Raw genomic sequence first — 14,196 nt, forward strand, 5'->3', positions numbered from 1 at the left:
CCCGGACGGGGAGAGGCCGACCGCTCCGTCCCTCAGATGCTGTACTCCCTCACGACCCGCCTGACCTGGGCGAAGAGCATGCCCACGTTCACCGACTTACGGCAGACGCACACCGCGACGACGTCCTGGCGTTCGTTCAGCCGGACGAACAGGTGGGTCAGGTTGTCGCTGTTCACCAGGATCTCCTGGAAGAAGTGCTGGTCGTCGGTGACGCCCCGGCGCTCCTTGAAGACGTCCTCGATCATCACGACCGTACGGCCCTGGAACAGATCGAGCGTGGCGCCCGCGAGGAGGTCCATGACCTCCGGCGGGTGGTTGTCCAGGGTTTCGTAGGCCAGCAGCATGCCGGTCGACATGTCGACCACACCCGTGGCCACACAGTCCGGCGCCTCGGTGCGGAGCGACTTGACCAGGGCCATCACCTGGTCCGAGAACCCCGACGTCATTCGTTTCGTCGCCATGCGGTCACGCTCCTTCGGTTGCACTGAGATCGGTTGCACTGAGATCGGTGGCGCTGAGATCGGTGGCCGTGAGCTCGGTGCCCGTGAGGCCTGTTGCGTCGAGATGGGCGGCGGTGGGATCGGTGGCGGCGAGGTCCGGCCGCGGGACATCGGGTGGGCCGGCGTCGGGCGCGGTGAGGATCGAGCCGATGCGTTGCAGCGTCGGCTGGGTCTCCTGGTGGAGCCGGTCGAGGTCGATGCCCTCGTCGCCCAGGACCACCATCAGCGCGGTGTCGCCGACCGCGTAGAAGGCGGCGCAGCCGTGGCTGCCGTACGCCACCGTCCGCCGCAGGGTTCCCCGGCCCGTCGCCTCGGCGGTACGGCGGGCGATGCCCAGGCCCGCCGCGGCGATCGCGGCGAGTCCCTCCGGGTCGATCGTGTCGGCGGTGTCGGCCGCTATGAGCAGTCCGTCGGCGGCCGCCACCGCCGTATCGGTAATTCCCGTCACCTGCTCGCGCAGGCCTCTCATTTCCATGGCCAATGCCTCGTGATCCATGTACTGAACTCCCTGACGCCTGATCACATGTGTTCGTTCTCGCACTCAAGAGCGCTGATTCATTTCGTGGTTCTCCAGGAATGTCAGGTACCGGAATCCGGAGTCCAGATCCGGTGGCGCAGACGGAAGAACCCTTTCCAACTCGCCCCGTTCTTTTCCGGGGCGAGAGTTTCGGTGATCCCACTCGCCCCGGGGTCCCGCCGAGGGAGCTGCGAGGCACTGGGGGGTTCGGGGATCTCGGGGGCATCGGGTGCATCGGGTGCCGGGGACGGAGATACGGCCTTGTCGGCAGACGCGGCCGCGCCACCGTGGGTCGCGCCACCCTTTGCCGCGCCGCCCTGTGCCGCGCCGCCGGGCCCCGTCACGCGGCGGCGCACCCCCGTCTCCCGAGCCCGGACAGGGATCACGACAGGCGCCGCGCCCCTCTCCTCGCCCGCCGCCCCCTCGGCACACTCCAGCAGGCCCTCGCCGAGCATCCGGGCGATCTCGACGGTCACGGTGTACACGCCCCGGCCGACCAGGAAGGCGAGGTCGCGGGCGGTACGCCGTCCGTCGATGTGCGACAGCAACTCACGCTGAGCCAAAGGGAGTTGATCGGAGTCCGGATCGACACCCGGGGCGAGCACAGGCCGTTCGCGGTCGGGCCGCACGGGGCCCGGCAGGGCGGCGACGGCGGTCAGTTTCCGCACCGCGCCCTGGAGCAGCCGCCCCGGCGACTCACCCACCTCGACCGGCGCGCGGGGCACGGACGGGCCGAGCGGTGCACAGCCGTCCACCCGGCCGGCGACCACCGCGAAGGCGGCGTCCTGCATCGCCATCATGCAGATGACCCTGAGCTGGGCCGCCCCCGCGTAGCCGTGTGCGATCATCGCGGCCTCCGGCCAGCGGGCCCCGCGCGCCTCGCTCAGCAGCTCGGCCCACTGCTCTGCGCCGATCCGGCCGGAGCGCAGCAGCAGCACCTCGGGGCCGGGTGCGCCCGGGCTCTCGACGGCGACCACGAGTCCGCCGCGCAGATGGAAGAGCCCGCCGGGTTTCCCGGACACCCGCAGCTCCCCGGTGGCCGCCTCGCGCCCGCACTCGGCGAGCGCGCGGGACAGCAGGTCGTATCCGACCCGGCCCAGGGAATCGCGAATGCCCGACATCACTCCCCTTGGCAGGACACGCAGGTGCCATTCCGTACATACGCCCGACGCGTAGCACTGAGGGAGTAGGTGTATCAGTCCAGGCGCATATTTCAGCCAAGGGTGCCGTACCTGGCCTCAGTTGACGGAATATGAAATACCCGTCGGTTCAACCAGGGCCTTTCCGATCCTCAACCGACCGTATTCGTACGGCTGTTGAGGCATCGTCATTCACTCATCGACGCCCAGCACCCGCACGGGCAGCGGCCGCAGGGCCTCACGCAGGGCCGCCGCCAGCTCCTCGTACTCCGCTCCGCGCGCGGCGCCGCTGCGCATCGCCAGGGCGATCCGCCGGGTCGGCGCCGGGTCCGCGAAGTACCCGGTGAGGAGCTGGTTGCTGCGGGTCGTCTCGACCTTGACGGCGGTGCGCGGCAGCAGGGTCACGCCGAGACCGCCCGCGACGAGCTGGACGAGGGTGGAGAGCCCGGCCGCGGTGGTGGTGACGGGCGCGTCCGCGCGACCCGCCTCGCGGCAGATGTCGAGGGCCTGGTCGCGCAGGCAGTGCCCCTCGTCGAGGAGCAGCAGGTTCAGCTCGCGCAGCGCCTCGCGCGGGATGCCCTCGCGGCCGCCGAGCCAGTGGTCCAGCGGCGTCACGAGCACGAAGTCCTCGTCGAACAGCGGGAGTTCGACGACTCCGGGCATGCCGAGCGGCACCGCGAGCAGCAGCAGGTCCAGGCGACCGCTGGTCAGGCCGTCGAGGAGGTTCGCGGTCTGCTCCTCGTGCACCTGGAGGTCGAGGTCGGGGTAGCGGTCGTGGACGAGCTTGAGGACCGTGGGCAGCAGATACGGCGCCACGGTCGGGATCACCCCGAGCCGCAGAACCCCGGTGAACGGCGCCCGCACCGCCTCGGCCTCCTCCATCAGCGCCCCGACCTCCGCCAGCACCGCCTTCGCCCGTACGGCGAGCCGCTCACCGGCGGGCGAGAGCAGCACCTTCCGCGTCGTCCGCTCGAGCAGCGTGACCCCGAGCGTCTCCTCCAGCGCCGACACCGCCCCGGACAGCGCGGGCTGACTCATCCCGATCGCGGCGGCGGCATCCCGAAAGTGCAGATGCTCGGCGACGGCGGCGAAGGCGCGCAGCTGGGCGAGGCTGGGCCGGCGCCGCCCGTTCGCCTGGATGCCCTTTGCGCTGCCCATGGCCGTGCTCCTTGCCTACAGTGACTGATAGCCACGCTCGATCAACACCAACGAGTGTAGCGATTTCTCTAATCAATGCACCTTGTGCCACCATCGGCGAACGTCCAACCCATAGGAAAATCCCTCAAAAGGGGAGTTTCCTCGCTACAAGGAGAGCGTGTGCTCACTGTTGGTGACAAGTTCCCCCCGTTCGATCTGACCGCCTGTGTCTCGCTGGAGAAGGGCAAGGAGTTCCAGCAGATCGACCACAAGACCTACGAGGGTCAGTGGAAGGTCGTCTTCGCGTGGCCCAAGGACTTCACCTTCGTGTGCCCGACCGAGATCGCCGCCTTCGGCAAGCTGAACGACGAGTTCGCCGACCGTGACGCCCAGGTCCTCGGCTTCTCCGGTGACTCCGAGTTCGTGCACCACGCCTGGCGCAAGGACCACGAGGACCTGCGTGACCTGCCCTTCCCGATGCTGGCCGACTCCAAGCACGAGCTCATGCGCGACCTCGGCATCGAGGGCGAGGACGGCTTCGCCAAGCGCGCCGTCTTCATCGTCGACCAGAACAACGAGATCCAGTTCTCCATGGTGACCGCCGGCTCCGTCGGCCGTAACCCCAAGGAGGTGCTGCGGGTGCTGGACGCGCTGCAGACGGACGAGCTCTGCCCGTGCAACTGGACCAAGGGCGAGACCACGCTCGACCCGGTCGCCCTGCTCGCGGGTGAGTGACCCATGGCCCTCGACGAACTGAAGTCGGCCGTACCGGACTTCGCGAAGGACCTGCGCCTCAACCTGAGCTCGGTCATCGGCAACAGCGACCTTCCGCAGCAGCAGCTGTGGGGCACGGTGCTGGCCTGCGCGATCGCGTCCCGCTCCCCGCGGGTGCTGCGTGAGCTGGCGCCCGAGGCGAAGGCGAACCTCTCCCCCGAGGCGTACACCGCCGCCAAGTCGGCCGCCGCCGTCATGGCGATGAACAACGTCTTCTACCGCACCCGCCACCTGCTCTCCGACCCGGAGTACGGGACGCTGCGGGCCGGTCTGCGGATGAACGTCATCGGCAACCCCGGTGTCGAGAAGGTCGACTTCGAGCTGTGGTCGCTGGCGGTCTCGGCGATCAACGGCTGCGGACAGTGCCTCGACTCCCACGAGCAGGTGCTCCGCAAGGCCGGCGTCGACCGCGAGACGATCCAGGAAGCGTTCAAGATCGCTTCGGTGATCCAGGCGGTGGGCACCACGCTGGACGCCGAGGCGGTCCTCGCGGAGTAGTACCCACGGCAGACGCCGAGGCCCCGTCCACCCTGCGGTGGACGGGGCCTCGGCATGTGCGGCCGAGCAGGCGCTGTCAGACCCTCTCGGCCAGGTCGCCGGACGCGCCGACCCCGCCGGACTGCCGCGCCCGCAGGTACCCCACCACCGTGTTGGTGACCGCCACCAGCGGTACGGCGACCACCGCGCCCCCGATGCCCGCGATCATGCCCCCGGCCGCGACCGACAGCACCACCGCCAGCGGGTGGACGCGTACGGCCCGTCCGAGGATGAACGGCTGCAGAATGTGGCCCTCGATCTGCTGGACGGCAAGGACGACCGCGAGGGTCATCACGGCGGTGAACACGCCCTGAGTCACCAGCGCCACCACCACCGCCAGCGCTCCCGAGGCCACCGCGCCGACCAGCGGGATGAAGGAGAACAGGAAGATGAAGACGGCGAGGGGGACGGCCATCGGGACGTCCAGGAAGTAGATGCCGAGGCCGATGAAGATCGCGTCGATCATGGCCACTATCACCGTGCCGCGGACGTACGCCGTGAGCGTCCGCCAGGCCCGCGGACCCGCGCCCGCGACACCCGGACGGGCCGCCGCCGGGACGAGCTTGAGCGTCCACTGCCAGATGCGCTTGCCGTCGTAGAGCAGGAACAGCGTCGAGAACATCGTCAGCAGGATGCCGGTGAGGGCTTCGACGATGACCGTGACACCCTCCAGGCCGGTGGAGGTGATCTGGTCGGTGTTGGCCCCGATCGCCTCGCGCAGGTTCTTGGCGATGTCGTTGATCTGCTTGTCCGTGACGTGGAACGGGCTGTTGAGGAGCCACTTGCGCAACTCGTCGATGCCGTCCTGGACTTGGTCGGAGAGGTTGTCGATGTTCTCCATGACCTGCCACACCACGAACCAGCCGACCAGGCCCATGACGACGAAGCCGAGGATCGCGGTGAGCGCTGTCGCGAGCCCGCGCGGGAAGCCCCACTTCGTCAGCCGCGCCACCGCGGGGTGCAGCAGCGCCGTGATGAGCAGCGCCGCGACGAACGCGAGCACCACCAGCTGTACGGCGCTGATGACCCGCATCAACACCCAGACGGTGCCCGCGAGAACGAGCAGCCGCCAGCCGGCCTCGGCGGCGACCCGTACACCCCACGGCACGGCGGCGGCGGGGTCGGGAAGCGCGGCGGTGGGGGTGGCGGCGGGCGCGTGCCCGGCAGGGGCCGACGGTCGGTCGGAGACGGAGGCCTCGGAGGCGGGGGCGTCGGAGAGGGGAGTCTCGGAGGCACGGGCTTCGGAAGCGGGGGCCTCGGAGGCGGAAGCCTGGGGCGGTCGTCCGCCGACGGACGGTGCGGCCTCGGCGGCCACCGGGTCGGCGGGGCCCTGGGACTCCCGCTCCACCTCCGCGCGGCGTTCGTCCAACCGCGCCCCCATCTCGGTCAGTCCGGCGCCGAGCCGACCGAGCAATCCTGGCACTCGCGACATCATTCGTCCCTTTTCCCCGTTGCGCCCCACCACTCCCCCCTGGAGTCGTCGGTTCCGACCGTATCCGACCGTACATGGCCGAAGCCCCTCACCGTAGGACGGTGAGGGGCTCTGGAAGGTTGAGCGGCCGCGTGCGGCGCGGGCTCTAGTACCAGTGGTTGGCTTGCCAGAACGACCAGGCCGCGCACGGGCTGCCGTAGCGGCTGCTGTTCATGTAGTCGAGGCCCCACTTGATCTGGGTGGCCGGGTTCGTCTGCCAGTCGGAGCCGACCGACGACATCTTGGAACCGGGGAGGGCCTGGAAGAGACCATAGGCGCCGGAGGAGGCGTTGACCGCCCGGTAGTTCCAGCTCGACTCGTGGTCCACGATGTTGCTGAAGCACTGGAACTGGTCGCTCGGCACCATCTGGCGCGCCATCGCCTGGATCTGCGCGACGGTGTAAGAGGACTGGACGGGGAAGCTGGAGGGAGTCCGGTCGGAGCTACGGCTGGCCGCTGCCTTGGCCTCCGCGCGCTCCTTGGCTTCCTTCTCGGCCTTCGCCGCCGCCTTCTCGGCTGCCTTCTGCTTGGCCACCGCGCTCTCGGCCGCCTGCTTGCGGGCAGACTCCTCGGCATCCTTCTTCGCGCTCGAGTCCGCGGCGATGGCCTGGGCGTCGGCCTGCTGCGTCAGGGACGCGGTCTGTACCTGGGCCTGCTGGCCCGCGGGTATGTCCGCGAGGAGCGTCAGGTCGCTTGCCGTCGCCTCGGCGTCGTTGCTGGGCTGGGCGGTGCTGCCCGAGGCAACTCCGACGACGCTTCCGACAGCGGTGACCGCGGTGGCCGAAGCCACTGCGAATCCCCGGACCGAAATCCGGCTCACACGGTTTCCTTCCAGCATCGCCCGCTTCGGTGACCCTGGCGGACGCAATCGTGCCCCTGACGCTGGCCTCCCAACTGCGGGGTCACGGGAGGCACGGGCCCGGTGGGCAACTCCCTTGCGGGGAGCGCCGCGTGGTGCGCGGGCGGCATACGACGACTCTATGAAGTTCTGAAGTTCCTGTGGTGCCGTACCGCTGGGGGTACAGATGTGTCGTATGCGGGGCCTGACAGGAGTGAGACTCTGCCGTAACCCGGCGCCGCAAGGCAATTCTGTGTTGCGTGTGAAAGCTCACACCTCGTTTGGCCCGAGAGTTTCCAGGAAACGAGCACACGCCAAGACGCCGCCCGGCTAGGCTCTTCGCCTTTGCCGGACGGCGCCAACTACCGTGTATTCGCCACCCTTTGAACAGATGGGGTCAGGTGGACCCCAGGGCGGTCAGATCTGCCCGTCCTCCAGCATTTCGGTCACAAGGGCCGCAATCTGGGACCTCTCGGAGCGGGTCAGGGTGACATGCGCGAACAGCGGATGCCCCTTCAGTTTCTCTACGACGGCGACCACTCCGTCGTACCGGCCGACACGCAGGTTGTCCCTTTGTGCGACATCGTGGGTCAGAACGACCCGCGAATTGGCGCCGATTCGGGACAGAACGGTCAGGAGTACATTCCGTTCGAGCGACTGTGCCTCGTCCACGATCACGAAGGCGTCGTGGAGCGAACGCCCGCGGATGTGGGTGAGAGGGAGGACCTCCAGCATCCCGCGCGCGGTGACCTCCTCGATGACCTCGCGGGAGGTGACGGCCGACAGGGTGTCGAACACCGCCTGCGCCCACGGGCTCATCTTCTCGGCCTCGGAGCCGGGCAGATAGCCGAGCTCCTGCCCGCCCACCGCGTACAGCGGACGGAAGACCATCACCTTCTGGTGCTGGCGCCGTTCGAGCACGGCCTCCAGCCCCGCGCACAGCGCCAGCGCCGACTTTCCGGTGCCGGCCCGGCCGCCCATGGACACGATCCCGACATCCGGGTCGAGCAGCAGATCCAGCGCGATGCGCTGCTCCGCGCTGCGGCCCTTGATGCCGAACACCTCCCGATCGCCGCGCACGAGACGGACGTTGCCGTCGGGCGTGACCCGGCCGAGGGCCTTGCCGCGCTCGGACTGGATCGTCAGGCCCGTGTGCACGGGGAGCTCGGCGGCCTCCGGGACGTACGCGTGGCCTTCCTCGAAGAGGATGTCCACCTGTTCACCGGCCAGGGTCAGTTCGGACATTCCGGTCCAGCCGGAGGAGTCCGTGATGGCCAGTTCCGCGCGGTACTCCTCGGCGAGGAGACCGACGGACGAGGCCTTGATCCTGAGCGGCAGGTCCTTCGACACCACCGTGACGTCGAACCCCTCGGCCTGCAGATTGCGGGCGACCGCGAGGATCCGGGAGTCGTTGTCCCCCAGGCGGTAGCCGCTCGGCAGCACACTGGGGTCCGAGTGATTGAGCTCGACGCGTACGGTCCCGCCGAGATCCCCGATGGGGATGGGGGCGTCGAGGCGGCCGTGCCGCACCCGGAAGTCGTCGAGCAGGCGAAGGGCCTGCCGGGCGAAGTAGCCGAGTTCGGGATGGTGCCTCTTGGCCTCCAGTTCCGTGACCACGACGATCGGGAGCACTACCTCGTGCTCGTCGAATCGGGTCAGGGCGCTCGGATCGGCCAGCAGGACGCTGGTGTCGAGAACATAGGTGCGCCGGTCTGGCTGGCGGCGCTTTGTGCTGGTCACCACGGAAGGACGTACCCCCTCGGATGAGGTCGGGGAGCGACGAAGGAGATCTGGACCGGTCGACGGCCGCTCTGCGCGAGCCGGTGACCGGCCCTCCGCTTCGTCCGTGCTGTGACCGCACGATCGAACTGGTGCAAAGGGCCTCCCGGGCGGACGGCCCCGTGCCGCCCGCTGAGATACGACACCCGTGGTTCGGGTGTCGACCTGGAAGGCTTATGCCCTCGAACAGGCGCCGCCATGCCACGGCATATGACGGCGCGTTCGTTAACTCCTGGTGTCGTGCGCCCCTCGTACGTTCCTCATGCACCCTTCGTACGCCCCTGGGGGCACCGAAGGTCAGCCTCCGTAACGGCGGTGTCGCGCCGCGTAGTCGCGCAGGGCGCGCAGGAAGTCGACCTTCCGGAAGGCCGGCCAGAAGACCTCGCAGAAGTAGTACTCGGAGTGGGCCGTCTGCCACAGCATGAATCCGGACAGCCGCTGCTCACCGCTCGTGCGGATGACGAGATCGGGGTCGGGCTGGTCGCTGGTGTAGAGGTGCTTGCCGATGAGGTCGACGTCGACGGACTCGGCGATGTCCTCGATCGAGGCGCCCTTGTCGGCGGCGTCGAGGATCATGGAGCGTACGGCGTCGGCGATCTCCTGGCGGCCGCCGTAGCCGATGGCGACGTTGACGACTATCCCCTTGATGTGCGCCGTGGACTCCTCGGCCTCCTTGAGGGCCGTCTGTACATGCGCGGGCAGTATGTCCGGCGTGCCGACGTGGTGCACACGCCAGCGGCCGTCGGCGGCGAGGGCGCGGACGGTGTTCTCGATGATCCCCAGGAGCGGTACGAGCTCTTCCTTGGGACGGTCGAAGTTGTCCGTCGACAGCAGCCAGAGGGTGACGACCTCGACATCGGTCTCGGAGCACCAGCCGAGGAATTCCTCGATCTTGTCGGCGCCGGCCCGGTGGCCCTGGGCGGTGGTGGAACCCGCCGCCTTGGCCCAGCGGCGGTTGCCGTCCATGATGACGCCGATGTGCTTGGGCACCTGATCGTGGTCGAGGTGGCCTTCCACCCTGCGTGCATAGAACCTGACCAGCAGACGGCGCAGGTTGTCGCGCAGGTTCACTTGTTGTCAGCCCCTCCGTGCGGATCGGAACAGGTGCGGCCCGGCGCTGTCGGCCCGGCGCAGACCCTGTCCGTATGGCGGCCCCCGGGGGCGAAGCCTACCCCCGGAAATCGCGGCTTCCGCCATGGGGTGCCTGGACTGTCAGTCGGCTGACGTAGCTTCGTATTCATGAACGACACGTCTGTATACCGTGCGGCGAGTGAGCGGTACGACTCCATGGAGTACCGCCGCACCGGCCGCAGCGGCCTCAAGCTTCCCGCGGTCTCCCTCGGCCTGTGGCACAACTTCGGCGACGACCGCGGGCTGGACGCCCAGCGGGCGCTGCTGCGCCGCGCCTTCGACCTGGGCGTGACGCACTTCGACCTCGCCAACAACTACGGACCGCCGCCCGGTTCCGCCGAGCTCAACTTCGGCAAGCTCCTGAAGCAGGACTTCGCGCCGTACCGCGACGAGCTGGTCCTCTCCACCAAGGCGGGCTACCTCATGCACCCCGGCCCGTACGGCGAGTGGGGTTCGCGGAAGTACCTGCTGTCGTCCCTGGACGCGTCGCTGAAGCGGATGGGCGTCGACTACGTGGACATCTTCTATTCGCACCGCTTCGATCCGGACACCCCGCTGGAGGAGACGATGGGCGCGCTGGCGTCCGCGGTCCAGCAGGGCAAGGCGCTGCACGTCGGCGTCTCCTCGTACACGAGTGAGCAGACCGCCGAGGCCGCCCGGATCCTGCGCGGGATGGGTGTGCGTCCGCTCATCCACCAGCCCTCGTACTCGATGATCAACCGCTGGACCGAGGACGACGGTCTGCTGGACACGCTGGAGGCGGCCGGCATGGGCTGCATCTCCTTCGTGCCGCTGGCGCAGGGCCTGTTGACGGGCAAGTACCTGAAGGGCATCCCGGAGGGTTCGCGTGCCACGCAGGGCAAGTCACTGGACCCGGGCCTCGCGGGAGACGCCGAGGTCGTCCGCAGGCTGAACGGGCTGAACGACATCGCGGCCCGCCGCGGCCAGTCGCTCGCCCAGCTCGCGCTGACGTGGGTGCTGCGTGACGAGCGGATGACCTCCGCGCTGATCGGCGCGTCCAGCGTGCGGCAGCTGGAGGAGAACGTGGCGGCACTGGCGGCGCCGAAACTCACGGCCGAGGAGCTGAAGGAGATCGACACGTTCGCGGTGTCGACGCCGGGCACGAACATCTGGGCCGGGCGGCGCTGAGGCCGGCGGGCGGGCTGTTTCGGCTGGGCCGGAGCGGTCGCCCGATGCGCGTGGGCACAAAAAACGGGCCGGTCCGTGGGGGGGAGACGGACCGGCCCGAGGGGGGGTTTCCACCATAACCCTTCGTAAGTGATGCTGCGCGCATCGGCGTGCCAAAACTACTCTCCGTAGTTGGCCGACAGCGCCGCGATGGCCATAAAGACCCCGATTCAGGGTGTGATCATGGCTGAATCACAGCGGATTCAAAGGCAATCGCGGGGGATCCGCAGAGAACCAGAGGATTTGCACCCGCTTGTGATCACCTGGCCGACATGTTCCGCGCTACTCCAGGCGGGTGACGCGCCCCCGGGACGCCCCCTTGACGTCACCGCTAACTTCGCAGCCATGGCCACGTTCACCACGCGCGAGAGCGCCGATCCGATACCGCTGGAGCTCGCGGAGTCGGCCCGGGCCCGGCGCCGCGGACTGCTCGGGCGCGACGGGACCGAGGGTGCGTTGCTCCTGAGTCCGGCGAGTGCGGTGCACACCCTGGGGATGCGTTTCGCGATCGATGTCGCTTATCTGGACCGGAAACTACGGGTCCTGACCGTACGGACGATGCGCCCGGGCCGGGTGGGGCTGCCGCGTCCGCGGGCCCGGTACGTCCTGGAGGCGGAGGCGGGCACCTTGGACGGGTGGGGGGTGCGCCGCGGGGAAGTGGTCGTGATCCACGACTGGTGAGGTCCCGTCAGCCGAGGGCGCGGCACCGCGCAGCCCCCTCCACCGCGCGGTGCCGACCGCGCAGCTTTGCTCACGCGAATTACCTTGGTCTGAACTTACGTGAGCAGCCACACCGGAGGCGACCCACCTCCGATAACGATGTGGAAACCCTGTAAATCGGTCCGGAATGTGGACCGGCATCTCACCCAGCGCACACGACATCCGGGGGTTTTCGGTCATTCGGTCCGCGCATGGGCTGATCGCACCATTCACCCCACGTCGGGCGCGGCAATCGGGAGTTCGACAAACGCGCAACAGGGACCCGAGAGTGGCTCATGGGACAGAAACTGACCTCTTTCCTGGCTAGCGTCGGCCCCATGACCCTGACAACCAGAACCGTCACATGGGACGAGGCGAGCGCACGCCGGATGCGGCGGCAGTTCCTGACCGAGCCCGCCCAGGCCGGCACACCGGTCGCCGACGTCGTCGCCACGATGCTCGGCGCGCACGCGCAGGTGCTGTCGGCGGCCGAGGTGTCCGTGGGAGTGCGGGCGGTGGCGGTGACACGGCTGGATGTGCGGGCGGCGCTGTGGGGCGAGGAGGAACCCGCGTCGCTGGTGAAGACACACGGTCCGCGCGGGACGATCCACCTCCTGCCTGTCCGCGAACTCCCCCTCTGGACCGCCGCGTTGACCGCGATCCCGTCCGGCCGCAGCCCCCTCCCACCCGACACCCGGCTCAGCGACGAGCAGGCCGACGAGGTGGTGGCGGCGATCGCCGACGCGCTCGACGGCACCCTTCTGACCATCGACGAGCTGCACGACGAGGTCATGGCCCGCACCGGGCCCTGGGCCGGCGACCTGGTGATGCCCGCCTTCCAGGGCATGTGGCCGCGCTGGCGTCAGGTCATGCACCGGGCGGGCCTGCGCGGCGCACTGTGCTTCGGCCCCAACCGGGGCCGGAGGGTCACCTACACCCGGCCCCCGCGGTTCGAGCCCCTCGCCCCGGACGAGGCGGCGGCCGACCTCGTGCGCCGCTACCTGCGCGCGTACGGACCGGCGACGCCTCAGCACTTCGCCAAGTGGGCGGCGGCGCCGCGGGGTTGGGCCGTCGCCCTCTTCTCGGCACTCGCGGCGGCGGGCGGGATCGAGGAGGTCGACTTCGCGGGCGTGGGACCGGCGTGGGTGGCGGCGGGCGACACGGAGTTCCCGGACGAGCCCGTGCGCGGGGTGCGGCTGCTGCCGTACTTCGACGCCTACGGCATCGCCGCACAGCCCCGCGAGACGCTGTTCCCCGGCCCGGCGTACGAACGCGCCCTGGCGGGTGGCCAGGCCGGGAACCATCCGGTGCTCCTGCTCGACGGCGTGGTCGCCGGTGTCTGGCACCAGCGACGCCAGGGGCGCCGTACGACGGTCACGGTGGAACCGCTGCGACGGCTGACGGCCGCCGAGGAGCGGGGGCTGGCCGCGCAGGTGGAGCGGGTGGGCGAAATCCTGGAGGCCGTGCCCGAGTTGGTGGTGGGGAAGGTGACGGCGGGGCCCCATGCGTGAGTCGCGAGTCCGCCTCGACTCACGCCTGACTCCACGGCCTACTCCTGCGGCTTGCGGGCCTCGATCAGGAAGCGGGTGCTGTGGGCGACGAAGGGGCCGTCCGCCTCGATCTTCTCGTGCAGGGCGCGGAGTTGGGGTCGGTACTGGTCGACGGTGAAGCCCGGGACCATCCAGATCACCTTGCGCAGGAAGTGGACGACGGCTCCGATGTCGTGGAACTCGATGCGCAGCCGTTCGGAGCGCAGGTCGACGACGTCGAGGCCGGCGGCTGCGGCGGCGGCGCGGGCGCGGTCGGGGTGGCGGCCGTTCCTCACCGCCTCGGGCTGCGGGCCGAGGAAGTGCTCGACGAGCTCGAAGACGCTGGCGGGCCCGACGTGCTGGGCGAAGTACGTACCGCCCGGCCGCAGGACGCGGGCGACCTCGTCCCAGTACGTGTGGACGGGGTGCCTGCTGACGACCAGGTCGAAGGCGCCGTCCGCGAAGGGCAGCGGCGCGTCCTCCGCTGCGGCGACGACCACGGCGCCGCGCGGGTGGAGCAGCGCGGTGGCCTTGGCGACGTTCGGCGGCCAGCCCTCGGTGGCCGCGGTCAGCGGGGGCAACTCCGGTACCGAGGCGAGGACTTCACCGCCGCCGGTCTGGATGTCGAGCGCGGCCGCCACCCGGGACATCCGCTCCCCCATCGCCCGCGCGTACCCCCAGGACGGGCGCTCCTCGGTGGCCCGGCCGTCGAACCAGGAGAAGTCCCAGCCCTCGACGGGCGCGGCGTCGGCCTCGGCTACGAGGTCGTCGAAGGTACGGCTGGTGGTGGTCATGGAAGGGATCCTGCCAAGAGATGAACGGGCTCGCGACCGGGATTCCGCCGCGGGCACCTGGGCGGGCGAACTAGGGGGTGTTTTGAAAGTCCTGTGCGGTGCCCGCGGTGTTCGGTGCGTGCCCTCGGCGTGCCGGACGAAGGCCCTCGTACTGGACGTACTT

13 protein-coding genes and 1 pseudogene are annotated in these 14,196 nt (G+C 69.5%); 5 read left to right on the forward strand and 9 right to left on the reverse strand.

All coding sequences use genetic code 11. The features are described 5' to 3' along the window. Positions 1-32: 32 nt before the first annotated feature. The 4 genes and pseudogenes from ABZS97_RS40030 to ABZS97_RS40045 form a co-directional block, all read right to left on the reverse strand. The gene (locus ABZS97_RS40030; RefSeq protein WP_356147152.1) at positions 33-461 is read right to left on the reverse strand and encodes a hypothetical protein; all 429 of its coding nucleotides are present in this window, start codon (positions 459-461) and stop codon (positions 33-35) included. A gap of 172 nt (positions 462-633) precedes the next feature. Further along, a pseudogene (locus tag ABZS97_RS40035) lies at positions 634-996 on the reverse strand (roadblock/LC7 domain-containing protein); the annotation flags it as partial. 83 nt (positions 997-1,079) lie between these two features. After that, a complete protein-coding gene (locus tag ABZS97_RS40040) occupies positions 1,080-2,138 on the reverse strand; it encodes a MarR family transcriptional regulator (protein ID WP_356147156.1) in 1,059 nt (352 codons plus the stop codon). A 210-nt stretch (positions 2,139-2,348) separates the two neighbouring features. Beyond that, a complete protein-coding gene (locus tag ABZS97_RS40045) occupies positions 2,349-3,314 on the reverse strand; it encodes a LysR substrate-binding domain-containing protein (protein WP_356147160.1) in 966 nt (321 codons plus the stop codon). 159 nt (positions 3,315-3,473) lie between these two features. On the opposite strand from ABZS97_RS40045, the gene ABZS97_RS40050 reads away from it, so the two are divergent. Both ABZS97_RS40050 and ABZS97_RS40055 read left to right on the forward strand, forming a co-directional pair. Further along, positions 3,474-4,028 (forward strand): peroxiredoxin, encoded by a 555-nt coding sequence (locus tag ABZS97_RS40050; protein WP_356147163.1) that lies wholly within the window; start codon positions 3,474-3,476, stop codon positions 4,026-4,028. 3 nt (positions 4,029-4,031) lie between these two features. Beyond that, positions 4,032-4,565, forward strand: a complete 534-nt coding sequence (locus ABZS97_RS40055) for an alkyl hydroperoxide reductase (protein WP_356147166.1) — start codon at positions 4,032-4,034, stop codon at positions 4,563-4,565. A gap of 76 nt (positions 4,566-4,641) precedes the next feature. On the opposite strand, the gene ABZS97_RS40060 is transcribed toward ABZS97_RS40055, so the two are convergent. The 4 genes from ABZS97_RS40060 to ABZS97_RS40075 form a co-directional block, all read right to left on the reverse strand. Further along, complete coding sequence (locus ABZS97_RS40060; protein ID WP_356147169.1) at positions 4,642-6,036, reverse strand: AI-2E family transporter; 1,395 nt, start codon at positions 6,034-6,036, stop codon at positions 4,642-4,644. Positions 6,037-6,181: 145 nt separating this feature from the next. Then, positions 6,182-6,913, reverse strand: coding sequence for a lytic transglycosylase domain-containing protein (locus ABZS97_RS40065; protein ID WP_356147172.1), 732 nt, complete (start codon positions 6,911-6,913; stop codon positions 6,182-6,184). A 417-nt stretch (positions 6,914-7,330) separates the two neighbouring features. Further along, positions 7,331-8,656 (reverse strand): PhoH family protein, encoded by a 1,326-nt coding sequence (locus ABZS97_RS40070; RefSeq protein WP_356147175.1) that lies wholly within the window; start codon positions 8,654-8,656, stop codon positions 7,331-7,333. Positions 8,657-8,989: 333 nt separating this feature from the next. Then, positions 8,990-9,763 (reverse strand): isoprenyl transferase, encoded by a 774-nt coding sequence (locus ABZS97_RS40075; protein ID WP_356147178.1) that lies wholly within the window; start codon positions 9,761-9,763, stop codon positions 8,990-8,992. A 168-nt stretch (positions 9,764-9,931) separates the two neighbouring features. Here ABZS97_RS40075 and mgrA point away from each other — a divergent pair, with 168 nt between their 5' ends. The 3 genes from mgrA (at position 9,932) to ABZS97_RS40090 (ending at position 13,221) form a co-directional block, all read left to right on the forward strand. Continuing rightward, positions 9,932-10,972, forward strand: coding sequence for an L-glyceraldehyde 3-phosphate reductase (gene mgrA, locus ABZS97_RS40080; RefSeq protein ID WP_356147180.1), 1,041 nt, complete (start codon positions 9,932-9,934; stop codon positions 10,970-10,972). Positions 10,973-11,356: 384 nt separating this feature from the next. Next, on the forward strand, positions 11,357-11,692 hold the full coding sequence (locus ABZS97_RS40085) for a DUF192 domain-containing protein (RefSeq protein ID WP_356147183.1): 336 nt from the start codon (positions 11,357-11,359) through the stop codon (positions 11,690-11,692). A 356-nt stretch (positions 11,693-12,048) separates the two neighbouring features. Further along, complete coding sequence (locus tag ABZS97_RS40090) at positions 12,049-13,221, forward strand: winged helix DNA-binding domain-containing protein (protein WP_356147186.1); 1,173 nt, start codon at positions 12,049-12,051, stop codon at positions 13,219-13,221. Positions 13,222-13,259: 38 nt separating this feature from the next. Here the strand turns inward: ABZS97_RS40090 and ABZS97_RS40095 are convergent, their stop codons facing one another. Continuing rightward, positions 13,260-14,033 carry a class I SAM-dependent methyltransferase gene (locus ABZS97_RS40095; RefSeq protein WP_356147189.1) on the reverse strand — a complete coding sequence of 258 codons (774 nt, stop codon included), beginning with the start codon at positions 14,031-14,033 and terminating at the stop codon, positions 13,260-13,262. Between the last annotated feature and the right edge of the window lie 163 nt (positions 14,034-14,196).

Origin of the sequence: Streptomyces sp. NPDC005485 (genome assembly GCF_040606085.1) — a bacterium.
In the GTDB taxonomy this organism is placed as follows: domain Bacteria; phylum Actinomycetota; class Actinomycetes; order Streptomycetales; family Streptomycetaceae; genus Streptomyces.